Source organism: Guptibacillus sedimenti, assembly GCF_028610665.1.
GTDB lineage: Bacteria > Bacillota > Bacilli > Bacillales > Guptibacillaceae > Guptibacillus > Guptibacillus sedimenti.
The window spans coordinates 1-23,865 of sequence record NZ_JAQQWV010000015.1; the positions used below are offsets into that span (position 1 = coordinate 1).

A 23,865-nucleotide genomic window follows, 5' to 3' on the forward strand; every position below is an offset into this window, starting at 1 on the left:
ATGTTAATGTATAACTAAGATAAACGTATTGAATGAAAGAGGGTTATAACGTGCGTATAAAGGGACATACCAGGACTGTTAATTGTGTGGCGTGCTTTCGGGATTTTGAGCCAGGGGATATCGTCGCTTATTTGATGGATGAGGATGTGGCCGTCTGTCAGCGATGTGCGAATGACATGAAGCAGCAGCCGGTGGAATTACGAGAAGTGCTGTTTTCGGATGAGGAGGAAGTAGGATGGGAGTAAAAGGCGCCAATACGGTCGAACCGATTCGCGATCCGGACCAGATCCGGGAGATGAAGGAGCATTTACTACATAAATCGTACAGGGATTACTTCTTGTTTGCGTTTGGGATCAATTCTGGCTTACGGATTGGCGATATTTTGCCTCTCAGGGTCATGGACGTGGCTTCAGCCACGCATTTGCGGATCAAGGAGCAAAAGACCGGCAAGATCCGGAAGGTCCGCATGACGGTGGCCCTGCAGCAGGAAATAGCGAAATATACGAAGGGGTTAGCTGCGTCAGACTATTTGTTTCCCTCACGCCAGGGCAACAAACCGATTAGCCGGGTGATGGCGTGGAAGATTATCAATGAAGCTGCGCGCGTCGTTGGCATCGAGGGTGCGATTGGCACGCATACGCTTCGGAAGACATTCGGGTACCACTTTTACCAGCGTACGAAGGATGTGGCGATGTTGCAGGAGATCTTTGGCCATAGCAGTCCATCGATTACGCTTCGGTATATTGGGATTAATGATGATATAATTGATTCAGCTATGGAAAATTTTTCTTTATAATTATAAAACGAAGAGGTGAAGAAATTGTCTTTAAAACCATTAGTGTTTGTAGCGATGCCATTCGGAGTAAAAGAATCAGATAGGATTGCAATTGATTTTGATTCAATTTACTCCAACGGTATTAAGCCTTCAATTAGTGAATCAAATAAAAATTTAGACATCATAAGAGCAGATGAAGAAAGAATGGGTGGTTTTATTCATGGACCAATGTATGAAAGATTACTACTCTCCGAAATTGTAATAGCTGATCTAACTTTGGCTAATGCAAATGTTTTCTATGAGTTAGGTATTAGACATTGCGCTAAGCCAAAGTCAACAATTTTAATATTTTCTCATGATACTAGATTACCGTTTGATGTTAGCCCATTAAGAGCGATACCTTATACATTAGAGGACGGGGAATTAAAGAAGGAAAATGCTCAACAATTAAAAGAAGAAATTCAAAAGCGTATCAATGAAGCTTTAGAGGATGAATCTGCAAAAGATAGTCCATTATTTCAATTTATAAAAGACTTTCCTGGAGTGAATCTAACCCCAGATCAAACAGAGTCTTTTCATAGTCGATTATTTCATATAGATGGTATTAGAGAAAAGTTAAAACTATCAAGAATAAAACCAAAGTTGGAAGCAATTAGTGAAATAAAAGCTATAGAAGACGAATTGGGGGATTTTCAAGTTGCCTCTCACGAAATCCTTTTGGACTTATTACTTTCATATCGTGACATCGAGAGTTGGGAGGATATGATCAGGGTGGTTGAATATTTTCCTTCTAGTATTAAGGAGAGCATCCAGATACAAGAACAATTAGCTCTAGCCTTGAATAGAAGAAATCAAGACAATGATAGAGAAAGAGCTATTTCTATGCTGGACTCTGTAATTAGTCAGTTCGGCCCTTCATCAGAGACTTTAGGCATATTAGGTAGAATTTATAAGGACAAATTTGTCGAAATGGATAAATTAAAAGGTAGAGAAAGAGCAAAAGGTCCTTTAAAAAAGGCTATCAGGACATACAAGGAAGGCTTTATAACTGATCCGAGAGATTATTATCCAGGGATCAATGCTTTAACTTTAATGTTAGTAGAAAATAGTGATCAATCTAAGGAGGATTTTAAAAAGTTAGAACCGTTGGTGGAATTTGCTATTGAGAGACAAGGAGGAGGTCAGTCAAAGAGTTATTGGGTTCAAGCTACTGCTCTCGAACTTGCTATTCTTAAGCAAGATTGGAATACGGCGACAGAAAACCTAGGAGAGATAATGTCAGACAATCATAGTCTCATGAAAAGAAAGACTACTGCAAATAACTTTGAATTTATTTTAGAACAGTATAAGTCTCAAGGTATCTCTACAGTGAGACTAGAGGAAATAATACTAGAACTAAAAGAGGAAGCATAATTGCTTCCTCTTTTATTATAAAGAATGTTGTCTTATAGCTTGTACAATACTTGAAGTTGACCATCCAACCACTTCTTTAGCTGCTAATTGAACCGGTGTAGGAGTTCGCTGTTGTCCACGTGGTCTAATGGCTATAATGGGTTTGTTCATATTTTGGGCAATTTCAATCTCTTTCATGATCCATTTACTATGTCCATAATACATTCCAGAAACAATTAAAATGACATTTGTTCCTGATATTTGTTCGATTAGTTCTTTGGTTAATTCCTTATCAGTTGTTGTATCTAATGAATCATGTTTAGGAACACTATGATTGCTCCATTTAAACCTAGGTGCTTCATTAAGCATTTTTTCTAACTTGTAGTAACTATCATTATAGTTCCATGCATGGCTAATAAAAATACGATAGTTTTTCAAAGATGCATTTGTTAACAAGTTAAATCCCCCCCATCATTTTGTACTATTTCACTATAAAGGAATATATTTCAAAAATAAAGGAGCGAGAAATCCTTCTCTGCTCCTTTATTAGGGTGGTTTAAATTTATGTAATATTATGTAAGTCTATATAACAGTCTTGTTTAAATCTATGTTTATGTAAGTATTAGGAATTATTCTTCTTCTGGTAAACTTAGAATCTTTGTTCGCTCATATATATCGTGGGTGGTTGGTAAATAATTATTATTGTACTTATCAACGCGAATACCTACTGTTAGTATCTCAATAGTATTAGTGGCTTCAACATACTTGAAAACTACTCGGAAATCGGGTGGTTCATTTGGTGTTTTTGCCAATTGTGCGGACGAATGAAATTTATAAATGCGATAACCATAAGTGCTAAGTTTTGGCTTTACTGCAGGCTTACTATTAACTTGCCAATGTTTGTCGATATGTTTAACAGAGGTTTTGAATATAGAAATCATTTCTTCCATTTTCTTAGAATCGCCTTCAAATATTTCGTCAAATATGAATGCTAATTCTGTAGCAACTGCATCATTAAATAATACTGTGTGTATCGGTTTGTTAGGACCGAAGTTATTTAAACTCATTGTTATTACACCTCCTTTCAAATTGCGAAATTAATCCCCCCTAGATGTTCTGTTGGTTTTAGAACGTCGAAGAACTTCACTCATTAAATTATCAAAAGCGCTGTCTACATCTTTACCAGTTATAACATTTGTAGTGTTATTTCTTTCGAAGTCTTCAGCTCTATCAGAATAATTATGAGTTAATTCTTGTTGTTCAACCTGCTCTAATAATTGATCTCGTTCTTCAACTAAAGTTTGCATAGCTTGAATTAATTCTTTATACCTTTTCCAACTCAGCAATGCCAATTCCAACTTGTTATTAACGATCAACCCTATTTTTTCATGTTTTTTAGACTCTTCCACCCACTGATTTTGTGATAAAGTTCTTAAATCTTTACCTTTAAATAGTGAGGAATCGTCTAAGTAGTCGGTAAATGTGAACTCCTTGTCTTGTACCATCACTTTTACCACTCTCCCTTGCATTAATTTCCACCCACCTTTATCATATCATTTAAACGAATTTTTGTCAATTTATTTGTGCATTTATTTGTGCATTTATTTGTTCATATAAATAACCTTTTGATTGCGCTATATAATTTATTATATTTTTAGCAAAATGTGACTATAATATTCCATAAAATTCATTCAGAAGGTATATTATTTTCGTTATATTTATAACCCCTTCTTCCGATAAGTTGAATTATGTTAAACATAAACCCCCACGCCATTTACGACGTGGGGGTTATTTTTATTTATTTTAAGGGGGGGGGGGGGGAGAAGCTCGGGGAAGCTTCTTCGCCTGTATCTTATCAAATTTCGCATTGGATTCTATGAATATGGGTGAAATTTGACAATTGAAATACTGAAAACGGTCAAGCAAGTATTCTCAAAGTTTGATAGAATAGTTGTAATAAAGAAGTGGATGAAAATAGAAAAAACCCCATTGCTTTGGCGGGCAGGGGTTTTCTCGGCTACTAAAAAGGATTCATAGTGTACCCTTTTCTAAGTATGATTTGTTTTTAATTTTACCACAGGGTATATGAATCCTTCCACCATTAGGGAGGATTTTTTTATGGAAAATGCCAACATCTTAAAAAAAGCACAGTACCATACTTGGTTTCAACATAAGGATTCATCTGGCTATATTACGTTAGCAAGAAAAACGAAGACAGGATTTAAACAATACCACTATAAACCTAATGAACTGGCCAACCACTTGTCAAAATGGCTCGGTGAGGATATTTATTTTAGTCAAAATACCTTTTATAAACCCAGTCGCCAAATTGAGACGATTCGGGAGTTACGATCCTTGTATGTAGATACGGACTGCTATCTCTTGAATCTGGATCCCGAATGGCTTTTAGGAAAATTACAACTCGAGTTTTTCGATCAGTTAATCCCTGAACCTAATATCATTATTTTCTCTGGTCAGGGTCTGGTATTAATCTGGCTCATAGACCCAGTCCCTTATAAAGCTCTTCCCCTATGGCAAGCTGTTCAGCAGTATTTACTGCAACAGTTAAAAGAGTTTGGCGGTGACGCTAAGGCAAGTGATGCAGCGCGTGTTTTTCGCATAGACGGTAGCATTAATTCTAAGAACGGTGAAGAGGTTCATGTAGAATATCGGCATGATTACCGTTATACCTTACGAACCCTACAAGAGGAGTATTTACCGGTTCTGAAGACGGAAAAGACACCCTCAAAACGCGGTCGACCTAAGAAGGTACAGCAACTCTTTAATACATATTCTTTGCATCATGCGCGTTTATTGGATCTCGTGAAGCTTGTGGAATTACGCAATTACGATGTAAAGGGATCTCGTGAACTGATTTGTTTCTTATATCGCTACTGGCAGTGCTGTTACCTGGCTGATCCAGACGAAGCGATTCATCAAACACTGTTTTTAAATTCGCAATTTAAAGAGCCTTTATCCGAAAAAGAGGTGTTACGCGCAACTAAAAGCGCTCAAAAGGCCTGGGATGCAAAGAGCAATGAAGAAGCCAACCGTTTGGCCAAAGAAAAAGGTTACCCGGGTGCCGGCTACAATTTAAAAAACAGTACACTTATTGATTGGCTTGCGATTACAGAAGATGAACAGAGCCATTTAAAGACGCTTATAGGCCGTTTTGAGAAGCGTAAGAGAAATACTATTGCTAAACGAGAAAAACGTCGCACAGAGGGCGTCAGACCCCGTAAAAAATACTTAGAGGATCAAAATGAACTACAATTAGACAAGCAGTTTTTAATTAATAAAGCAATTTCTAGACACCCTGAGGCTACAATTAGAGAAATAGCAGAATTAACAGGGTTAACAAGGTCAACAGTCCATAGATTAATGAAAAAATAGTTTTGTCCCACGGTCTGTCCCTTTATATTATGGGGCGTAGCCCTGGCTCCTTTATGGAGCCTTCTTTATTTTGGTGTTTTATCGTCTAGATAGGGTTTATTTTCTTTGGTTAGATGGGGGCGGGTTTGAGGTGTTCTTTAGACTTACAGGGGAGTTTAGTACAGATTAGACCTTCTAACTTGTCTCCGAGTGAGGGCTCTTATTTTATTCTATGGATTACAGTTACTCGGAGAAAAAAGTTGATGTAGATGCTGTGCATTTTGGTGATTTTATTGGATAATTCAATTTGTAAAAGCCATATGCTTTCCGTTCGTTTAAGGTTCGTTTGCACATTCTCTCAGGAGTATAAATCGGGGTTTAAAACACCCTCCAAAGACGACCAGGCCAACAAGCGATCCTATGGAAACCTATACATTCTAAAATCCACAAGGTAGCTAGTGGATTTTACCTTATGCCTTTGACCATATAGAAAGATGACGTTCAACGAATATAGTTTATTTAGAGTGTGATTTATGAGAAGGTAAAACAAACTCTGACGACGAACTATTAACAATCAAACGAGCAACAGGTTCAACAAACAACGAACGACAACTATACATGAACAATGCAACGAAAGGTGGGTTCAACTGACGATGAACGAACAACAAGAGTCATTTCGTAAAACCTATTCCCTAGCCGAAATTGGCGATCTTATCGGGCGTCCTGCCACGACAGTCACAACGTGGAAGAATCAGTTTCGAGAGTATCTACCGTCTGTAGGATCCGGGCGTAACAAACGATACACCGAAGAATCACTTCATCTCTTTCAGTTGATTGAAAAAATGAAAGATGCGAACGAACCTCTTGAGATGATTCGTGAACGCTTAAAGGAAACGGCCACGGAGATTATTGTGGAAACAACGGAGAACGAATCAAAGCCGCCGTTAATGCAAGGCTTGCTAGAAAGCTATACTTCCATCCTTAGCGTGATGGAAGAGCAACGTGAGGAAATACAGTCGATGAGGGATGAACAACGAGAAGAAATGGTAGCCATAAAAGAGCACAATGAACAACTAACGAAACAAAACGAAGCCCTACAGAACAAGCTTCAGAGCATCGATGAACGAATGGACGAACGAGATAGACGGTTAATGGAATCTATAAGAGAAATGCAGGAAACGAAGCAAATGATGGTGGCTGCGAAAGAAGAAGAGCAACACAAAGAGGAAGAGAAAAAGGGCTTCTTATCCCGTTGGTTTGGTGGTAAATAAATGCGTTACGATGTGATGTATTGTGAACGGAAAGCTTCTGCCAGATTTATTAAAATTATGGATTTTAAGATGGGTGCTCAGATCACGATGACGTGGGATGAAATAGGTCAAGTTGATCAAGAACTGAGAGATTTACTTTTTTCTATGGAAAATGATATTAAGTCAGGAAAAAAGGATTACAAAAATTTGTAATATGAGGTATATTATTCTAAATACGTCAGATTCACTTTGAAAAGCTCTTTTTTGGAGCTTTCTTTTTATTTTCAACGCACCCAATCGACTTCACTGTCTCTAAAACTTCCTCATCGCTTCAAAAACGAGCTTAGAGGCGTTTTCTTATCTGTAAGACTTATGACCTTTCAATGATGTTTTAGGCTTCTCTAAAGTCAAATCTAGCTCTTGAACTTCAGTGTTTTCTTTCAAAAGGATCCAATAATTGTTAACTAAATATTGCCATGCTAACATATACGAAATCTAACAACCATAAAGTGACTGAGCCATCGGCTCTATATGCTCTTGAATTAAGGGACTGGCTTTGAACTTTGCTACTAATTTCTGATGACTTTGGCTCACAGTCATGTAAACTTTTTATATGAACGAAGAATTGCTGATAATCGACGTAGATCAAGAAGGGGAATCAAAAATGGGGAAAATGTATTTATACTCAAAAGGGTCTGATCCTGAAGGTCCAATAAAAATACTTGAAGTCTCTTCATCAGTACAGGCTAAAGCTGCATTTCGTGAGTTAAAACAACTTCCTGGTGTAAGTATAGGAGTATTCGGAGCAAGAGATATGGCGACTTTACGGAGAACCCAAAGAACACTTGATACATCTAACGTTTTTAAAGACCTTTATGATTTTTCCAGATCAATCACAGAGTAATGATTTAAAGGCTAAAGGCTTCATCTCGTCCTTTTTTAATTTCAATTAAAAAATTCATTGATAAATAAACATGAAAAGGCTACTGGCGAATTACCAGTAGCCTTTTCGTTGTCGCTATTTTTAGCACAAAAATAGCTTTCCTGTTCTGCAAATGGGTTATTTATATTTTATCACAGAATCCAAACCCTCATGACAATGTTCTACGTAAAAGGAGAGGTTTTTATCAAAAGAAGTTCCTCCTTTATTCCTTTTTGTGAGGTAAAATGATCCTTTTTTTCGCTAGTAATGTTCCTTTTTTAGCTAATCAATACTTGCGTATTGCAATTCAACAAAAAAAGAAAGCGGTTACAATTTTGCGGTGGTTTTCACAATATTTACTTGCATTTGAGCATTTTAGTTCGATTTGTTCCTTTTTGTATTGAAATGTCTCTCCAATGTCCCTGATATGTCACATGGAAAAGGAACGGAGGAAATCTGTTACTGCAATGGGTCACAATAACATGTTCCTTTGTTCCTTCTTTTATTAAAGAATAATATATAAATAAATAATATATACCCGTATGTGTTACGCATATAAAAGGTTATTGAATTTAACCAGGAACAGAGGGACATATCTCGAATTCGTGACATCTTTAGGTAAGGACCATTAATTAAAACGGACATTCCGGAAGTAAAATAACTAAAGCAAAAGGGACGACATCTTCAAGGCTGCTTCGTCCCTTTTAATCACACGATAATCTCAAATTCTCAAATACTTTCTTTCCCTTTTGGTTCACCGAAATCATAATCCAAGTGTGGATTCATTTTCCCCTTCGCTTTTGCTAATAAATCCTCTAGGCTTGGCTTGTTTTTTACAGGTTTAATGATTATGGCTTCATCAAGAAGTTGAAGCTCGATTTTAGAGCCGTTAACTATTCCTAAATTCTTAGCGAATTGATTGGGAATACGAACAGCCAAACTATTACCCCATTTTTGAACTGTTGCCATGTGACTCACTCCTCTTCCGTTACTTCGACAGCTAGGATTTTCTTTATTTTAACTTTCATTCTACCATCCATTTTACATTGTGATTAACTACCTTAGGTTAAACGATACGTGGATGTATTGATGTGACGCACGCCGAAAAAAGCCCTTTGTGACCGGTGTAAGCGAGCGCACACAGGTCCGTTTTTCAGATAGGCGTGCGTACAGAGATGGTTTTCGTGTGTGTACGAACGAAGCGCAAGCTTTGTGTGGGGAACGCACGGCAGAGGAAGTTGACCTTTACCGGAACGGACGGAGTGATCCAGATGGATCGCTGCGGGAGTGCAGGAACGGTTTTAAAATAGAAAGCGACGAACAGGAGCTTTCGAATGAGCAGTCCGAAGCGTAGCGTAGGACCAAGAACAGGGACGCGCAAGCGTTTCTGTTCGCAGTAAGGGAAGACGGTCAGCTATGCTGACTGACAAACACCCGATAGGGTGGTTTGTCATACGTCTCCCTTATGCTCTTTGCGTTATATGCCACGTAAATAAGTTTACCCCGTCGAATGCCGATAAACCCAGTGCCGACGGGGCGTTAGGGACGATGCGAAAGGATACCACTAGAATCCGTGACTAATTCGACATCGTGAAACCCGCGCCGGGAGTACAGTGTGCGACATCGCCCACCTACAAATGCGCTACTACGTGTATGACGAGTTAGTCAGGGCGTTATCGGCTCGTTTTCGCCGCGCAATGGACATTGCAGGGGGCGAAAATGGGCCGAAGTTTCGTAGAGATGGGCGGGGCGGGATTCCGTTGTGGCATCTAACGCAGTTGTCAAAAAAGGAGTAGGGAAAGCTACCAAAAAAGAAGATCGAGAAGCGGACGGAACCGGGAGCGGATCGTCAGGAGAGATCTTCCGGGAGAATGATCTGGCGTCCAACAGCGTGGACGACGGGAGGCGGTTGTATGTCACAAAATAGGCTTTTGTACGTACGGATTCGAAGAAGGAGTGCGAGCAGAAAAAGGTAAGAAAAACCACCGAGCGGAGGAAGGCTCCGCGCTGCTTGGACAGAAGATTTCTGCGTGACTTCTGAGTGGGAAGCCCGGAGCGGTTATACGAGCGTAGCGAGAGAAGGCAACAAAAACCACCGACGGGCGCGGGACCCACTCAGAAGTCACGGGTTGGCACTTGAAATGCTGTCAGGAGAGGGGGGAGATCTGGTAGTTCGGGAGGAGTAGTCTGGTGTCTAAAAGCAAGTCGTTAAAAGGGGATTTATCGATTTTGCACAGTGTGTGATACCCCGTGTGAATTTCATGCGTATCTCATGCCTCATCGAAAACACATTCCGTGTGACGTCTCCATCGTCCGTATGCCGTGACGTCCTTCGTGTACATGAGATACGTACGACATACCGTACCGCATGCATATCCAAATTATCCTCACGATATGTGGCATGATATACGCATTCCATGTGAAAGGCCATGCCATGTAGATGTCCGGGGGGAATTTGTTCTCAGCATGACATGTTGTATGAATCTTGATAATCGACAAAGGTAAATAGAGGAAATCCAGTACTACCAAGGTTTTTCTATTGTTCTTTATGATACACTTACGTCCTTTGGTTAAATTATTAATGGAGTTGAGACGATGGAAAGAGAAAAAGTAATAAAAAAAGTAATCCTTACTGTAGCGAGTTACAACAAGAAAAAAGACTCTTTCAAAAAAGTGTTAAATGACCCTGTCACTACAAAGGCTGTTGAAGTATTCGATGAGGATATAAGTGAGCTAATAGATTCGATGTTGGATTTACTGGGCCTTCCACCAGAAGGCGAAGATGACTCTACTTACGAAAGAAAAGACTGGCATCGCGATGTTTGTGCCAATTTAATTGATCAGGCGGCCTCTAATGAAAAATACATAGATCCTGCTGTGGAAATGATTTCAGACTGGGAAAATCTCAATGAGTGTACCGAAAAAGTGGAAAGTCATAGTTGGTTCTATTATAAAGGCCTCCTTGATGCGCACCTCACTGGATATAAAAAATGGCATGAGGAACAACGCGAACTAGAAAAGAATAAGAAGAAAACTTCTTAATTCAGTCAGATACGCAAAATAAGTGATAGTTAAGTAATGGCCAGTTTCTTAAGGAACTGGTCTTTCTTGTTTTATACAACTTCGAATTGATCTACATATGAGTGAAATGACCTCTGAACACCTAGTTTTCGAGCTATCATATCAATAAGTATACTTTATTATGAGACTTTTCTTCCTTACAGGTTATAAAAAATAGCATGAGAAACAAAGAGAGTAAGAAAAGACCTTCATCCAATCGATGCGTTAGCAAAAAAAGTGATATTTACAATACCCTCGAGAATTTTCACTTGTGATTCAAACTACCCAAAACCTTTTACCCCTTTTTAGTTATCTTCCAAAAAACCCAAAAAATGGAAAAAACAGTGTTATATTTTAGAAGAGTTGTATATCAAAATGAAGGAGATGAATATTGATAGTTTCTATCTTTTGTAGATTAAAATGTTTTTGTAGTTAGTGAAAATTTATCTTTGGGAGGAAAATTATGGGGAAAATAAGAATGAGCTTGTTTTATTTTTTAGTAGGTATAATTGTAATAGCATTTTCTTCGAATGGTGGAGTTGTTAAAGCTGATTTTAACCAATTAAATCAAGAACAAAATTCACAAGAACAAATAAGTCCAGAACAGAGTTTAGAAAAACAAATGAGTCTTTTAAATCCAATTAATGATGAGAAACAAATTAAGAAATGGAGCAAGCAATTACATAAGGCTATTGATAAAAATGAAGTTCACCTTCAAGGAAATAACTATGATTTTGATAAACTTAGCTTTTATAAAATAGAGGATAGTTCAATCGTTTCTATATCAATCCCAATAGTAAGTCCAGATCATCATAATATAAGTAATGTTGCAGTTCATTTCAATGAAAACACAAAAAAACTGGTAACTTATACAGAAATAGAGTTGAAACGTTCAGAACAAAATACTTTTCAACTAACAACTTACTTAAATGGAAAATTAGAAGTAGATGAAGTTTATTCAGAACCTTTTATGACAGCAGCCGAGTTTAAAGAGAAAAAGAATCAAGAAATCACTCCTTATGGTATTGATTGGGGAGGAGTTGCAGATTGTTTAGAGCTACCTAGAGACGTGTTATTAAATGTAGCTTACATTTGCGGGAGTGTTTGTATTGTTACTTTAGGCTCAGGATGTGTTTGGTGTGTCGCTCTAGCTGTAGGTGCAGGTGGTGGATCAGTTACAGCTTGTTTAAGTGATAATTGGGACTAATAATTGGAGGGGATTTAATGGGGATTTTAAAGAATTTCAAAAAAAGCATTCTTATTGCACTATCAGTAATATTTTCACTAACGTATGTAATTCCTAATGATAACGCAATTGCAACAGAACGAGAAAATTTGAGTACTTTCGATCAAACTATACTAACGCAGATGGAAAATTTTGTTGAAATATCAAATGAAAAAGAAAAGAGTAAATGGATCAAAGAAGCCAAAAAAGAAATTCGTAAAAACTTGGACATCAAATCAACAGAATTAGATTACAAGCAGACGAAAGTATATTCATATAAAGACAATGATTATACGACAGTTAGCATTCCAGTTGTTAGTTCGAATCATTATGGTAACGTAAGTAATGTAAACATTCATTTTTCAGATTTGAAAACAGTAGATTCTTATTCAGAATTATTAGTGCAAAAATCTGAAGTCGGAACTTTTCAAACTGTTTTTTATACAAATGGAGTAGAAGAATATAACGATATTTCGGATGAACCTTTTTATACAGCTGAAGAATATAAAGAAAAACAGTCAAACGTGATTACGCCATTAGGTCTTGATTTCGATGGATTCGTTAAGTGTTTGGCGCTACCGTCAATAGTGGGATGGCAATTAGGAAATATATGTGCTGTTGCATGTGCTACAGCTGTTCTGTGTATTCCATGTGTAGCTGTAGCAACTGGCTTTGGAGTAGGTGGTGTAACTACTTGTGTATATGAAAATTGGGACTAACAAAAAGCAAAGGAAATAGGAGGAAGTTCCATTATGCAAATATTATTACCAATTATTTCTTTGGCTACCATTGTATTTATTGTAATATATACTTTGAAAAATAAATCTAATAAAAAACAGAGTTCTATTACTGTAATTCTTCTAATTGTAGCTTCTTTATCTGCTTTAATGGCGTTTTTTACAAACTCCTATGTTTCTATTATATTTTATTTCATTCATTTATCATTGCTGATTTTAGCTCTGATTAGGGAAACTAAATTAAATACGAAACCTATTTGATTAGTAAAGAATTGGTTAATTAAATTTCAGTTATTAGTGGATAAGATTAACAAAATGACTAATTTGTTAAATGAAAAGTCCCAATGATCCAGCTGGGATCATTGGGGTTTTTTCTTTATTATTTCAGTGCTACTTTTTGCTTTCCGTCTACTAAGATGAACCATTTACCTGATTGGAATTTCTCTTTTGATACCTCGAATACTTTCACATCTGTCACACTGATATCTGGATTTAAATCACTCATGATCTTAGAGTTATCGACATCAGTTTCTACAGCATAATTAGAAGTTGCATCAATGTCAGAGTCAAACTTAGTTCCTTTTTCGTTCACAAGACTAACTGAAGGCATTGAGAATGCACCAACGGGCTCTTCAGAAATGTTTTTAATTGTGTATTGAATTGCTACGAGCGTTCCACCGTCAGAGGCTTGCTTACTTACTCCAGATACACCAACTTCATCTCTCTCTTCAAAATTAGTGACAGTCACTTCAGTCTTTTTAAGAGCAACCGTATCGTTCAATGAGTAAGTTGTTTCCTCTTTTGCCTCTTTATTGGATTCACCAGATACTTCTGTAGAAGCCTCGTCGCTGCCTCCACCCAAAGCACTACCAATACCACCTAAAATTACTATTATACCGATAAATGAAATAATCTTATGTCTCATAACAAAACTACGCTGATCTTTACCGCAGTTTGGACACTTTTTTACCCCTTTTGCTATTTCCTTGTCACAAGCTTTACAGTTTACTAGTTTAGCCATTTTATCCCCCGATTGATTTAATATATGGTACTTACAAGTTATTATCGTATTTATTTCCTTTTTTTACAATAGTTTTCCTTAAAATTCAATATCAGGAAAACAATAGTTCGCTAAGTCTCACCAGAATCCGGTTACTGGATTCTGGTGAGTGATCATCATCAGATTAACAAAATAAGTAATTTGATAAGAAGAAAGCGCCTTTAGTAGTAAAGGTGCTTTTTGTATTTATAAAAAATCGCGTAAATGGTTATTTTGTATAGCTTTATTGATCACTTAAGTATTTTGTCGAAAGAAACTTATGGACTTTGTATATAAAGTTATATTATGATTTAAACAAATAAATAAGTTACTTACAAAAGCTTTTGTATAGGTGTTTTTTAAGTTAAATATTTAAAAATACTTATTACTTAGGAGTGGAAGTTATGAACGTATGGTTAATGAAAACATTTCAAGACTGGGCGCAGCGTTTTATGGATGGTGATAGTCCTTATGTTGCACTTGATGAGCCAGGAGTAGATTTGAATTATGGTGAACTGAGTGAGGCTAAAAAAAGTAAACTATTTAAAGATTTAGATGCTTCTAGCGAGAAGAAACGACGCTGGGGTTTAATTAGAAAATTCTTTGATCGTTTCTATAAGAATGTGGAAGTGGGAGATGTACTTGTTCTTGGTACAGGAAGAACAACAAAATTCCATGTGTATGCAATTGTTGAAATTGTTAGTGATGCTTATTATGTAGATTCACCTACTAGTAATGATTCGCGTCATCGAAGAGATGTGAAAATATTATGGATGGATGAGCCGTTTTTAGTTGAAGAGTGGGGATGGGCTCGACGTTTAGAAATCCTTGATACAACAGATCGGCTGAAAGAGTTCATAAATGTATATACCAAATTAAATAAATGACACTCGTGAGATTAACAAAATGGATATTTTGTTAATCAAAAGACTTCATCTTCACTGATGAGGTCTTTTTTTATTGCAAAAGTATAAAATTCCATTTTATTAAATCATATCCTTCTTTTTTTTATTGGGAAATACGGGAGAAAATACGTCGATTTCACGGCTAATTTCCCTTTATATTTCCCAATAACATTTCATGGAAAATCATGTAATAATTTATTTGATTAAATATTCAAAAAATAGGGCGGTTTATATGAGAAGCTTGGTGAAAAACAAGAATTTTGTCAGTTTTTTTGGTGGAAGTGTCTTTTCTGCACTAGGTGACGCTATCTTTATGATAGCAATCTCTTGGTATATTGCAGATGTGTTTAATTCAGGTTCATTAATGGGACTTGTTTTGCTTTTAATGGGAGTCTGCAGATTTATATTTGGATTAGTTGGAGGAGTAATAGCAGATGCTGTCGGGCCGAAAATAATTATGGTTATTTCCGATCTTTTACGAGGTTTGATTATTACTTTTTTATGTATTGCTTTATCGACTTCGTACCTTCCAATTTGGTTATTGTTCATCGTAGCTGTTCTTTTTGGAACAGTTGATGCTTTTTATTGGCCAGCAGCAGAAGCATTAAAGCCTAAGTTGGTTAAGCAAGCTCAGTTTTCTCAAGCTAATAGTGTTTATTTTACAACAGTTAGAATGATTAATATATTTGGGCCGGTTATTGGTGGTGTACTTATAGCTGCTAATTCTTATATTCTCGCTATGATCATTGTTTTGTTCTCATTTTTATTTTCAGCTGTTTTAATCTCTTTAATTAAAATTAAACTTGTTTCTGATACAAAGGATGAAGTTCCAGGGAGCAGTGGTTGGAAATCATTTTTGGCTGACCTACATGAAGGGTTACTTTTTGTGAAAAACGAAAAAATTCTTCTGACCTTAATTGTTACAATGTTTTTTGCGAATATTGGAGCTAACGGAATTATGGCTGTTTTACCGTTCTTGGTAGAAGAAATGAATTTAAGTGCTGATGCTCTCGGTGGTATACAAATGGCGATGGCTATTGGAGCTACTTTAGTTGGAGGTATCTTGACCTTTAAAGCTATCAAAACCCCATCAATGTATTATGTAACCGCAGGCTTTTTAGGGCAAGGTATATTCTTTGGATTGGTGTATTGGTTAGGATCTTTTTTGATGGTTGCTGGCTCATTATTTATGGTTGGAGTATTTACAGCGTTGGTAGGTGTATTTATACCAACAATTATTCAAACAATTGTTCCTCAGAATTTAATGGGACGAGTAGGTAGTGTTTTAATGACTGTATCAATGGCCTCAACACCTTTAGCCCATTTTACATTCGGCTTCTTAACTGATATTTATGGGCCGAAGTCAATGTTTTTAATAGCTGGTGTTACAGAAGTAAGTGCAGCTGTGATTTCTTTAATTTACTTAAAATTATCACAAATTCCATTTGTTATAGAAAGGGAAGTATCGCAATGAATTTATTAATGGGGGTTACTGGCTCATCAGGGGTATTAGAGTTACCACTGTATTTAAGAATTTTAAAAGAAAAATTAGGCGCAGATATTAAAATTGTTGCTACTCCATCGGTAGAGAATTTTGTTTCGCTAGACTTCTTGAGCACATACGTTGATCGAGAATTATATGTAGACTTTCTTAGTGCTAAGTCAAATGTTAATGTTCCTCATTCTGATCTATCTGCTTGGGCAGACATGTTTGTTGTACTTCCATGTACTGCTAATACTTTGGCTAAAGCTGCACATGGTGATACTGATAACCTCTTAACCATGTTGCTTTTATGCTATCCAGAACCGGTGATTTTTTTTCCAAATATGAATCCAAACATGTGGAGTAAAAAAGTGGTTCAACGAAATGTGAAGTTACTACTTTCTGACGGTCATAAAGTAGTAAGTCCTAGTGGTAATGGTTGGATAACTGCAACCGGTGATGCTGTATTAAGTGGTCATATGCCACCTCCATATGCTATTGCTGATTATATTAAAAAGGTTTATGAAGATACATTCACTCCAAAAAAGGAGGTGATGAATGATGGAATTGAAGGATGAATTTGATATCTTGGATTTGTCTCCAAGTATTGATTGCTTGGATGCAACCAATGAGGATCTAGACATGCTAATTCGCGGAGCAGTTGCGAACACAAACTGTAATAGTTGCTAATACTTAACCAGGAATTATAACTATGGAGGTGTATCTTTATGGAATTAGAAGAATTCGGAATCGTTGAATTGTCTGAGAGCGTTGATTGCTTGTCTGCCAATAGCGAAGACTTAGATATGCTCATCCGTGGCGCTGTAGCCAATACCAACTGTAATAGCTGTTAAACGGAAAAAGGGGGATCCCCCCTTTTTTAATATGAGATGGAGGACGATAGTGTAATGGAACCATTTATAAAGTTACCAGAAAGCAAAGAAGAAAAATCGGATCATTGGATGTCATCTCGTTATACAATTCAATCAAAAGAAGAAGATGGAAGTCTTTATCTGTCTAATACTTATTCTGGGGCTTTTATCAACGTCCCACCAAAGCATGTTACGAGTGTCAAGAATATCCTAAAGAATGGGTATGATGGAGAGCTTGAGGGCCTTCCTAAAATCCTAGCTCATAGAGGGTTTATTGTTAAAGAAACGACCAATGAATTATTCAGGGCAAGGATGTTACATGAAATAGCAGGACGAAAAAATGATACTTTGCAATTAATATTTTTAGTTACTGAGCAATGTAACTTCAGGTGTACATATTGCTATGAAAAGTTTGAAAAAGGGAAAATGACAAAAGAAGTTAGAGAATCTATTAAAAAGTATGTTAGAAATAAAGCTAGATTTTTAAAGTATCTAAATATCCACTGGTTTGGTGGAGAACCCTTAATTGCCATGGATGTTATTGAGGAGCTATCTCTTGAATTCAAGAAGGTATGTGAGGAGTTTGATATAACTTATACTGCTAGTGTTACTACAAATGGTTATAATCTCTCTCCAACTAATGTGAAAAAATTAATTGAATATAATGTCTCCTATTTTCAGGTGACGGTTGATGGGGATCACGAACATCATGATAGAACAAGACATTTGGCAGGTGGACAGTCAACGTTTGAGAAAATTTGGAAAAACTTATTGGCGATGAAAGAAACTAATGAGAAGTTCCTCTGTAGGATAAGAGTGAACTTTCTAAAAGAAAACCTACCAGACGTTCCTAATTTTATTGATAAAATAAAAGAGAATTTTTCGGAAGATGATAGATTTGCAGTGAATTTTTTTCCTGTAGGGCAATGGGGAGGACCTAATGATGAGGAATTAAATGTTTTAACTGAAAGAGATGCTACGAAATCTGCGCTTAGTTTATGCGATTTAGCAGTTGATAAAGGGTTGAATAATGTATTAGATGACATATTAAAACCTGGTGGATATGTTTGCTATGCAGCTAAACCAAACTCTTTTGTTATAGGGTCTGATGGAATGATTTATAAATGTACGGTAGCACTTTATAACGAAAAAAACCATATTGGTACTCTGCAACCAGATGGTACTATGGATTTAGATATGGATAAGTTTGCTTTATGGGTGATGAATGATGAAGGTGAAGATCCAGGTTGTCAAAAATGTTTCTTTAGACCTTCCTGCCAAGGATCTGCCTGTCCACTTGTAAGGATTGAGACTGGTGAAGCACCATGCCCACCTGAAAAAAAATACATTAAACAAGTGGTAAGAGTCGTAGGCAGAGAAAAAAAGAGACAGCTAGAAAAGTCGAAAGTTAAGAGCTAGTTTTTTAATTAGTTAGATTCAAGGTACTAAAATTCTCTAAATAACAATCCGTATGAGATTAACAAAATGGTTAATTTGTTAAACTTAAAAAAGCATCTTGCCAAATTAACTGGCAAGGTGCTTTTAAGTTGATTAATTAGTTGCTAGTAATCTCACTTCAAATCATGCGACCACACCATTCCTTAATTATCCCATCGTAATTATGACTACGGGAGGTATGGAGAGGCCACTTATAAAAAAAAGATTAGCCAAGTAGCTAATCTTTTTTTTGTAATGCAAGCAGTTGGATTACTTCTGCTTCCTCTTACTCCCTCTTCAATTTTATTGCATTCTAGAATATGACGGAATCCATTCAACAAAATGACGAGAATTGTATCCATTGAAATTTGGATTTTTACGAACTATAACTTGCATACCCTGCCCTTTATGGTAAGCCTTAGAATACTCGTCATATGTTCTATTTACTATATTTCCAACAGAGTATCCAGTAGCTGCTATTGGTCTAGCGATAGTACTTGGTATAGATATTATGCCTAAAACAGCAGTTGTTGCACCTACTCCAGTTCTGGTATCATCAATAGTAGATAACCATGAGCCTAGTGTTGCGTTCGAATAGAATCTTGTGTAAATATAGTTATAAGGAATTGGAATGTACTGAGGAGTTATAATTGGATCTTCTTTTGGTTTGAACGCTTTGAAATCTTTATTTTCAGAGTCGCCTAAATATGTAGATTGTGAAAGTTCTTCGCTACCAGTTGATGCAGAAGCCTCTGTTAATGGTGCTGTTAACATAGTAACAGCAAGACCGAGAGTTAAAAATTTAGCTGCAGTTTTTTTCAAAATATCCACTCCTTTATTTGTAATTCGTTATAATATTAACACAGGGAGGCCTAGAAATGTCAGAAAATACTAAAAAAATGCAAAAGACTAAAAAAATATTTTATGGAACTCTTTTCTCTAGCATTCTTCTTACGTTATTGACGTTCGATATGAAAACATGGATAGATGTCGATATGGCACTCTATACATTTGTGAGAATAAGTACAATAATTGTCTATATCTTATTCGTGGTCACTCTTACAAGACTAATTATGTATAAAAAACAGAGCCCTGGCTAAAAGAGGGGGCTCCTTTTTAAAATTATACCCGCGGATATCGCACGTTTTAGCGTATTGTTGGCTGTTCGGCTATCTGGATATAAACAAAGCTACATCATTCAGCCGTTAACTAATTTGGATTGAATAATGAGATTAACAAAATAAATAGTTTGTTAAACTCATTAATCCCCCATAACAAGACGGAAACCCCTTGCCTGGCAAGGGGTTTTTTCGTATGTACGCAAAGAAAAGGGTTTTCACATTAACATATTGAATGTTAATGTATAACTAAGATAAACGTATTGAATGAAAGAGGGTTATAACGTGCGTATAAAGGGACATACCAGGACTGTTAATTGTGTGGCGTGCTTTCGGGATTTTGAGCCAGGGGATATCGTCGCATCGTCGCTTATTTGATGGATGAGGATGTGGCCGTCTGTCAGCGATGTGCGAATGACATGAAGCAGCAGCCGGTGGAATTACGAGAAGTGCTGTTTTCGGATGAGGAGGAAGTAGGATGGGAGTAAAAGGCGCCAATACGGTCGAACCGATTCGCGATCCGGACCAGATCCGGGAGATGAAGGAGCATTTACTACATAAATCGTACAGGGATTACTTCTTGTTTGCGTTTGGGATCAATTCTGGCTTACGGATTGGCGATATTTTGCCTCTCAGGGTCATGGACGTGGCTTCAGCCACGCATTTGCGGATCAAGGAGCAAAAGACCGGCAAGATCCGGAAGGTCCGCATGACGGTGGCCCTGCAGCAGGAAATAGCGAAATATACGAAGGGGTTAGCTGCGTCAGACTATTTGTTTCCCTCACGCCAGGGCAACAAACCGATTAGCCGGGTGATGGCGTGGAAGATTATCAATGAAGCTGCGCGCGTCGTTGGCATCGAGGGTGCGATTGGCACGCATACGCTTCGGAAGACATTCGGGTACCACTTTTACCAGCGTACGAAGGATGTGGCGATGTTGCAGGAGATCTTTGGCCATAGCAGTCCATCGATTACGCTTCGGTATATTGGGATTAATGATGATATAATTGATTCAGCTATGGAAAATTTTTCTTTATAATTATAAAACGAAGAGGTGAAGAAATTGTCTTTAAAACCATTAGTGTTTGTAGCGATGCCATTCGGAGTAAAAGAATCAGATAGGATTGCAATTGATTTTGATTCAATTTACTCCAACGGTATTAAGCCTTCAATTAGTGAATCAAATAAAAATTTAGACATCATAAGAGCAGATGAAGAAAGAATGGGTGGTTTTATTCATGGACCAATGTATGAAAGATTACTACTCTCCGAAATTGTAATAGCTGATCTAACTTTGGCTAATGCAAATGTTTTCTATGAGTTAGGTATTAGACATTGCGCTAAGCCAAAGTCAACAATTTTAATATTTTCTCATGATACTAGATTACCGTTTGATGTTAGCCCATTAAGAGCGATACCTTATACATTAGAGGACGGGGAATTAAAGAAGGAAAATGCTCAACAATTAAAAGAAGAAATTCAAAAGCGTATCAATGAAGCTTTAGAGGATGAATCTGCAAAAGATAGTCCATTATTTCAATTTATAAAAGACTTTCCTGGAGTGAATCTAACCCCAGATCAAACAGAGTCTTTTCATAGTCGATTATTTCATATAGATGGTATTAGAGAAAAGTTAAAACTATCAAGAATAAAACCAAAGTTGGAAGCAATTAGTGAAATAAAAGCTATAGAAGACGAATTGGGGGATTTTCAAGTTGCCTCTCACGAAATCCTTTTGGACTTATTACTTTCATATCGTGACATCGAGAGTTGGGAGGATATGATCAGGGTGGTTGAATATTTTCCTTCTAGTATTAAGGAGAGCATCCAGATACAAGAACAATTAGCTCTAGCCTTGAATAGAAGAAATCAAGACAATGATAGAGAAAGAGCTATTTCTATGCTGGACTCTGTAATTAGTCAGTTCGGCCCTTCATCAGAGACTTTAGGCATATTAGGTAGAATTTATAAGGACAAATTTGTCGAAATGGATAAATTAAAAGGTAGAGAAAGAGCAAAAGGTCCTTTAAAAAAGGCTATCAGGACATACAAGGAAGGCTTTATAACTGATCCGAGAGATTATTATCCAGGGATCAATGCTTTAACTTTAATGTTAGTAGAAAATAGTGATCAATCTAAGGAGGATTTTAAAAAGTTAGAACCGTTGGTGGAATTTGCTATTGAGAGACAAGGAGGAGGTCAGTCAAAGAGTTATTGGGTTCAAGCTACTGCTCTCGAACTTGCTATTCTTAAGCAAGATTGGAATACGGCGACAGAAAACCTAGGAGAGATAATGTCAGACAATCATAGTCTCATGAAAAGAAAGACTACTGCAAATAACTTTGAATTTATTTTAGAACAGTATAAGTCTCAAGGTATCTCTACAGTGAGACTAGAGGAAATAATACTAGAACTAAAAGAGGAAGCATAATTGCTTCCTCTTTTATTATAAAGAATGTTGTCTTATAGCTTGTACAATACTTGAAGTTGACCATCCAACCACTTCTTTAGCTGCTAATTGAACCGGTGTAGGAGTTCGCTGTTGTCCACGTGGTCTAATGGCTATAATGGGTTTGTTCATATTTTGGGCAATTTCAATCTCTTTCATGATCCATTTACTATGTCCATAATACATTCCAGAAACAATTAAAATGACATTTGTTCCTGATATTTGTTCGATTAGTTCTTTGGTTAATTCCTTATCAGTTGTTGTATCTAATGAATCATGTTTAGGAACACTATGATTGCTCCATTTAAACCTAGGTGCTTCATTAAGCATTTTTTCTAACTTGTAGTAACTATCATTATAGTTCCATGCATGGCTAATAAAAATACGATAGTTTTTCAAAGATGCATTTGTTAACAAGTTAAATCCCCCCCATCATTTTGTACTATTTCACTATAAAGGAATATATTTCAAAAATAAAGGAGCGAGAAATCCTTCTCTGCTCCTTTATTAGGGTGGTTTAAATTTATGTAATATTATGTAAGTCTATATAACAGTCTTGTTTAAATCTATGTTTATGTAAGTATTAGGAATTATTCTTCTTCTGGTAAACTTAGAATCTTTGTTCGCTCATATATATCGTGGGTGGTTGGTAAATAATTATTATTGTACTTATCAACGCGAATACCTACTGTTAGTATCTCAATAGTATTAGTGGCTTCAACATACTTGAAAACTACTCGGAAATCGGGTGGTTCATTTGGTGTTTTTGCCAATTGTGCGGACGAATGAAATTTATAAATGCGATAACCATAAGTGCTAAGTTTTGGCTTTACTGCAGGCTTACTATTAACTTGCCAATGTTTGTCGATATGTTTAACAGAGGTTTTGAATATAGAAATCATTTCTTCCATTTTCTTAGAATCGCCTTCAAATATTTCGTCAAATATGAATGCTAATTCTGTAGCAACTGCATCATTAAATAATACTGTGTGTATCGGTTTGTTAGGACCGAAGTTATTTAAACTCATTGTTATTACACCTCCTTTCAAATTGCGAAATTAATCCCCCCTAGATGTTCTGTTGGTTTTAGAACGTCGAAGAACTTCACTCATTAAATTATCAAAAGCGCTGTCTACATCTTTACCAGTTATAACATTTGTAGTGTTATTTCTTTCGAAGTCTTCAGCTCTATCAGAATAATTATGAGTTAATTCTTGTTGTTCAACCTGCTCTAATAATTGATCTCGTTCTTCAACTAAAGTTTGCATAGCTTGAATTAATTCTTTATACCTTTTCCAACTCAGCAATGCCAATTCCAACTTGTTATTAACGATCAACCCTATTTTTTCATGTTTTTTAGACTCTTCCACCCACTGATTTTGTGATAAAGTTCTTAAATCTTTACCTTTAAATAGTGAGGAATCGTCTAAGTAGTCGGTAAATGTGAACTCCTTGTCTTGTACCATCACTTTTACCACTCTCCCTTGCATTAATTTCCACCCACCTTTATCATATCATTTAAACGAATTTTTGTCAATTTATTTGTGCATTTATTTGTGCATTTATTTGTTCATATAAATAACCTTTTGATTGCGCTATATAATTTATTATATTTTTAGCAAAATGTGACTATAATATTCCATAAAATTCATTCAGAAGGTATATTATTTTCGTTATATTTATAACCCCTTCTTCCGATAAGTTGAATTATGTTAAACATAAACCCCCACGCCATTTACGACGTGGGGGTTATTTTTATTTATTTTAAGGGGGGGGGGGGGGAGAAGCTCGGGGAAGCTTCTTCGCCTGTATCTTATCAAATTTCGCAT

28 protein-coding genes are annotated in these 23,865 nt (G+C 36.5%); 19 read left to right on the forward strand and 9 right to left on the reverse strand.

Going from position 1 to position 23,865, the window contains the following annotated elements:
• The first annotated feature begins 50 nt into the window (after positions 1-50).
• From PQ578_RS22010 to PQ578_RS22020, 3 genes are read left to right on the forward strand one after another with little or no spacing between them, the layout of a single operon-like run.
• Positions 51-245, forward strand: a complete 195-nt coding sequence (locus tag PQ578_RS22010; protein WP_273837292.1) for a hypothetical protein — start codon at positions 51-53, stop codon at positions 243-245.
• Positions 236-796, forward strand: a complete 561-nt coding sequence (locus PQ578_RS22015) for a site-specific integrase (RefSeq protein WP_273837293.1) — start codon at positions 236-238, stop codon at positions 794-796. The genes PQ578_RS22010 and PQ578_RS22015 overlap by 10 nt, the downstream gene beginning before the upstream one ends.
• A gap of 24 nt (positions 797-820) precedes the next feature.
• The gene (locus PQ578_RS22020) at positions 821-2,188 is read left to right on the forward strand and encodes a TRAFs-binding domain-containing protein (protein ID WP_273837294.1); all 1,368 of its coding nucleotides are present in this window, start codon (positions 821-823) and stop codon (positions 2,186-2,188) included.
• Between the two features lie 15 nt (positions 2,189-2,203).
• Here PQ578_RS22020 and PQ578_RS22025 read toward each other — a convergent pair whose 3' ends face one another.
• The 3 genes from PQ578_RS22025 to PQ578_RS22035 all read right to left on the reverse strand — a co-directional run bounded on the left by PQ578_RS22025 (position 2,204) and on the right by PQ578_RS22035 (position 3,696).
• Positions 2,204-2,623, reverse strand: coding sequence for a TIR domain-containing protein (locus tag PQ578_RS22025; RefSeq protein WP_273837295.1), 420 nt, complete (start codon positions 2,621-2,623; stop codon positions 2,204-2,206).
• A gap of 173 nt (positions 2,624-2,796) precedes the next feature.
• Positions 2,797-3,234 carry a hypothetical protein gene (locus tag PQ578_RS22030; RefSeq protein ID WP_273837296.1) on the reverse strand — a complete coding sequence of 146 codons (438 nt, stop codon included), beginning with the start codon at positions 3,232-3,234 and terminating at the stop codon, positions 2,797-2,799.
• Positions 3,235-3,264: 30 nt separating this feature from the next.
• Positions 3,265-3,696, reverse strand: coding sequence for a hypothetical protein (locus PQ578_RS22035; RefSeq protein WP_273837297.1), 432 nt, complete (start codon positions 3,694-3,696; stop codon positions 3,265-3,267).
• A gap of 589 nt (positions 3,697-4,285) precedes the next feature.
• On the opposite strand from PQ578_RS22035, the gene PQ578_RS22040 reads away from it, so the two are divergent.
• The 4 genes from PQ578_RS22040 (at position 4,286) to PQ578_RS22055 (ending at position 7,693) form a co-directional block, all read left to right on the forward strand.
• On the forward strand, positions 4,286-5,560 hold the full coding sequence (locus PQ578_RS22040; RefSeq protein ID WP_273837298.1) for a helix-turn-helix domain-containing protein: 1,275 nt from the start codon (positions 4,286-4,288) through the stop codon (positions 5,558-5,560).
• 632 nt (positions 5,561-6,192) lie between these two features.
• Positions 6,193-6,810 carry a DUF3967 domain-containing protein gene (locus PQ578_RS22045; RefSeq protein WP_273837299.1) on the forward strand — a complete coding sequence of 206 codons (618 nt, stop codon included), beginning with the start codon at positions 6,193-6,195 and terminating at the stop codon, positions 6,808-6,810.
• Entirely contained in the window at positions 6,811-7,002 is a 192-nt protein-coding gene (locus PQ578_RS22050; RefSeq protein ID WP_273837300.1) for a hypothetical protein, read from the forward strand.
• 451 nt (positions 7,003-7,453) lie between these two features.
• Positions 7,454-7,693 carry a hypothetical protein gene (locus PQ578_RS22055; RefSeq protein ID WP_273837302.1) on the forward strand — a complete coding sequence of 80 codons (240 nt, stop codon included), beginning with the start codon at positions 7,454-7,456 and terminating at the stop codon, positions 7,691-7,693.
• A 747-nt stretch (positions 7,694-8,440) separates the two neighbouring features.
• Here PQ578_RS22055 and PQ578_RS22060 read toward each other — a convergent pair.
• The gene (locus PQ578_RS22060) at positions 8,441-8,680 is read right to left on the reverse strand and encodes an AbrB/MazE/SpoVT family DNA-binding domain-containing protein (protein WP_273837303.1); all 240 of its coding nucleotides are present in this window, start codon (positions 8,678-8,680) and stop codon (positions 8,441-8,443) included.
• Between the two features lie 793 nt (positions 8,681-9,473).
• Between PQ578_RS22060 and PQ578_RS22065 the strand changes: the two genes are divergently transcribed.
• From PQ578_RS22065 to PQ578_RS22085, 5 genes are all read left to right on the forward strand, one after another.
• Positions 9,474-9,638 carry a hypothetical protein gene (locus PQ578_RS22065; RefSeq protein WP_273837304.1) on the forward strand — a complete coding sequence of 55 codons (165 nt, stop codon included), beginning with the start codon at positions 9,474-9,476 and terminating at the stop codon, positions 9,636-9,638.
• A gap of 668 nt (positions 9,639-10,306) precedes the next feature.
• Positions 10,307-10,753 carry a hypothetical protein gene (locus tag PQ578_RS22070; protein ID WP_273837305.1) on the forward strand — a complete coding sequence of 149 codons (447 nt, stop codon included), beginning with the start codon at positions 10,307-10,309 and terminating at the stop codon, positions 10,751-10,753.
• Positions 10,754-11,234: 481 nt separating this feature from the next.
• Positions 11,235-11,978 carry a hypothetical protein gene (locus tag PQ578_RS22075; RefSeq protein WP_273837306.1) on the forward strand — a complete coding sequence of 248 codons (744 nt, stop codon included), beginning with the start codon at positions 11,235-11,237 and terminating at the stop codon, positions 11,976-11,978.
• 17 nt (positions 11,979-11,995) lie between these two features.
• Positions 11,996-12,715 (forward strand): hypothetical protein, encoded by a 720-nt coding sequence (locus PQ578_RS22080; protein WP_273837307.1) that lies wholly within the window; start codon positions 11,996-11,998, stop codon positions 12,713-12,715.
• A gap of 33 nt (positions 12,716-12,748) precedes the next feature.
• A complete protein-coding gene (locus PQ578_RS22085; protein ID WP_273837308.1) occupies positions 12,749-12,994 on the forward strand; it encodes a hypothetical protein in 246 nt (81 codons plus the stop codon).
• Positions 12,995-13,112: 118 nt separating this feature from the next.
• Here the strand turns inward: PQ578_RS22085 and PQ578_RS22090 are convergent, their stop codons facing one another.
• Positions 13,113-13,754: a DUF4352 domain-containing protein gene (locus tag PQ578_RS22090; RefSeq protein ID WP_273837309.1), complete on the reverse strand. Its 642-nt coding sequence runs from the start codon at positions 13,752-13,754 to the stop codon at positions 13,113-13,115.
• 422 nt (positions 13,755-14,176) lie between these two features.
• On the opposite strand from PQ578_RS22090, the gene PQ578_RS22095 reads away from it, so the two are divergent.
• The 5 genes from PQ578_RS22095 (at position 14,177) to PQ578_RS22115 (ending at position 18,451) form a co-directional block, all read left to right on the forward strand.
• Entirely contained in the window at positions 14,177-14,659 is a 483-nt protein-coding gene (locus tag PQ578_RS22095; RefSeq protein ID WP_273837310.1) for a hypothetical protein, read from the forward strand.
• A gap of 262 nt (positions 14,660-14,921) precedes the next feature.
• On the forward strand, positions 14,922-16,151 hold the full coding sequence (locus PQ578_RS22100) for an MFS transporter (protein ID WP_273837311.1): 1,230 nt from the start codon (positions 14,922-14,924) through the stop codon (positions 16,149-16,151).
• Complete coding sequence (locus tag PQ578_RS22105; protein ID WP_273837312.1) at positions 16,148-16,738, forward strand: flavoprotein; 591 nt, start codon at positions 16,148-16,150, stop codon at positions 16,736-16,738. Before PQ578_RS22100 ends, PQ578_RS22105 begins: the two co-directional genes overlap by 4 nt.
• A gap of 150 nt (positions 16,739-16,888) precedes the next feature.
• Complete coding sequence (locus tag PQ578_RS22110; RefSeq protein WP_273837313.1) at positions 16,889-17,014, forward strand: hypothetical protein; 126 nt, start codon at positions 16,889-16,891, stop codon at positions 17,012-17,014.
• A 54-nt stretch (positions 17,015-17,068) separates the two neighbouring features.
• Positions 17,069-18,451 carry a radical SAM/SPASM domain-containing protein gene (locus PQ578_RS22115; RefSeq protein ID WP_273837314.1) on the forward strand — a complete coding sequence of 461 codons (1,383 nt, stop codon included), beginning with the start codon at positions 17,069-17,071 and terminating at the stop codon, positions 18,449-18,451.
• 321 nt (positions 18,452-18,772) lie between these two features.
• On the opposite strand, the gene PQ578_RS22120 is transcribed toward PQ578_RS22115, so the two are convergent.
• Positions 18,773-19,291: a hypothetical protein gene (locus PQ578_RS22120; protein ID WP_273837315.1), complete on the reverse strand. Its 519-nt coding sequence runs from the start codon at positions 19,289-19,291 to the stop codon at positions 18,773-18,775.
• Between the two features lie 774 nt (positions 19,292-20,065).
• Between PQ578_RS22120 and PQ578_RS22125 the strand changes: the two genes are divergently transcribed.
• Entirely contained in the window at positions 20,066-20,626 is a 561-nt protein-coding gene (locus tag PQ578_RS22125) for a site-specific integrase (protein WP_273837293.1), read from the forward strand.
• A gap of 24 nt (positions 20,627-20,650) precedes the next feature.
• On the forward strand, positions 20,651-22,018 hold the full coding sequence (locus PQ578_RS22130; protein ID WP_273837294.1) for a TRAFs-binding domain-containing protein: 1,368 nt from the start codon (positions 20,651-20,653) through the stop codon (positions 22,016-22,018).
• 15 nt (positions 22,019-22,033) lie between these two features.
• On the opposite strand, the gene PQ578_RS22135 is transcribed toward PQ578_RS22130, so the two are convergent.
• The 3 genes from PQ578_RS22135 to PQ578_RS22145 form a co-directional block, all read right to left on the reverse strand.
• Entirely contained in the window at positions 22,034-22,453 is a 420-nt protein-coding gene (locus PQ578_RS22135; protein ID WP_273837295.1) for a TIR domain-containing protein, read from the reverse strand.
• 173 nt (positions 22,454-22,626) lie between these two features.
• Positions 22,627-23,064, reverse strand: a complete 438-nt coding sequence (locus tag PQ578_RS22140) for a hypothetical protein (RefSeq protein WP_273837296.1) — start codon at positions 23,062-23,064, stop codon at positions 22,627-22,629.
• A gap of 30 nt (positions 23,065-23,094) precedes the next feature.
• Positions 23,095-23,526, reverse strand: a complete 432-nt coding sequence (locus tag PQ578_RS22145) for a hypothetical protein (protein WP_273837297.1) — start codon at positions 23,524-23,526, stop codon at positions 23,095-23,097.
• Between the last annotated feature and the right edge of the window lie 339 nt (positions 23,527-23,865).

Excerpts from the sequence above, each read along its gene's own strand:
- PQ578_RS22015 (WP_273837293.1), top strand. The coding sequence starts at position 236 with ATGGGAGTAAAAGGCGCCAATACGGTCGAACCGATTCGCGATCCGGAC.
- PQ578_RS22030 (WP_273837296.1), bottom strand. The coding sequence starts at position 3,234 with ATGAGTTTAAATAACTTCGGTCCTAACAAACCGATACACACAGTATTA.
- PQ578_RS22035 (WP_273837297.1), bottom strand. The coding sequence starts at position 3,696 with ATGCAAGGGAGAGTGGTAAAAGTGATGGTACAAGACAAGGAGTTCACA.
- PQ578_RS22040 (WP_273837298.1), top strand. The coding sequence starts at position 4,286 with ATGGAAAATGCCAACATCTTAAAAAAAGCACAGTACCATACTTGGTTT.
- PQ578_RS22045 (WP_273837299.1), top strand. The coding sequence starts at position 6,193 with ATGAACGAACAACAAGAGTCATTTCGTAAAACCTATTCCCTAGCCGAA.
- PQ578_RS22050 (WP_273837300.1), top strand. The coding sequence starts at position 6,811 with ATGCGTTACGATGTGATGTATTGTGAACGGAAAGCTTCTGCCAGATTT.
- PQ578_RS22055 (WP_273837302.1), top strand. The coding sequence starts at position 7,454 with ATGGGGAAAATGTATTTATACTCAAAAGGGTCTGATCCTGAAGGTCCA.
- PQ578_RS22060 (WP_273837303.1), bottom strand. The coding sequence starts at position 8,680 with ATGGCAACAGTTCAAAAATGGGGTAATAGTTTGGCTGTTCGTATTCCC.
- PQ578_RS22070 (WP_273837305.1), top strand. The coding sequence starts at position 10,307 with ATGGAAAGAGAAAAAGTAATAAAAAAAGTAATCCTTACTGTAGCGAGT.
- PQ578_RS22075 (WP_273837306.1), top strand. The coding sequence starts at position 11,235 with ATGGGGAAAATAAGAATGAGCTTGTTTTATTTTTTAGTAGGTATAATT.
- PQ578_RS22080 (WP_273837307.1), top strand. The coding sequence starts at position 11,996 with ATGGGGATTTTAAAGAATTTCAAAAAAAGCATTCTTATTGCACTATCA.
- PQ578_RS22085 (WP_273837308.1), top strand. The coding sequence starts at position 12,749 with ATGCAAATATTATTACCAATTATTTCTTTGGCTACCATTGTATTTATT.
- PQ578_RS22090 (WP_273837309.1), bottom strand. The coding sequence starts at position 13,754 with ATGGCTAAACTAGTAAACTGTAAAGCTTGTGACAAGGAAATAGCAAAA.
- PQ578_RS22095 (WP_273837310.1), top strand. The coding sequence starts at position 14,177 with ATGAACGTATGGTTAATGAAAACATTTCAAGACTGGGCGCAGCGTTTT.
- PQ578_RS22105 (WP_273837312.1), top strand. The coding sequence starts at position 16,148 with ATGAATTTATTAATGGGGGTTACTGGCTCATCAGGGGTATTAGAGTTA.
- PQ578_RS22110 (WP_273837313.1), top strand. The coding sequence starts at position 16,889 with ATGGAATTAGAAGAATTCGGAATCGTTGAATTGTCTGAGAGCGTTGAT.
- PQ578_RS22115 (WP_273837314.1), top strand. The coding sequence starts at position 17,069 with ATGGAACCATTTATAAAGTTACCAGAAAGCAAAGAAGAAAAATCGGAT.
- PQ578_RS22125 (WP_273837293.1), top strand. The coding sequence starts at position 20,066 with ATGGGAGTAAAAGGCGCCAATACGGTCGAACCGATTCGCGATCCGGAC.
- PQ578_RS22140 (WP_273837296.1), bottom strand. The coding sequence starts at position 23,064 with ATGAGTTTAAATAACTTCGGTCCTAACAAACCGATACACACAGTATTA.
- PQ578_RS22145 (WP_273837297.1), bottom strand. The coding sequence starts at position 23,526 with ATGCAAGGGAGAGTGGTAAAAGTGATGGTACAAGACAAGGAGTTCACA.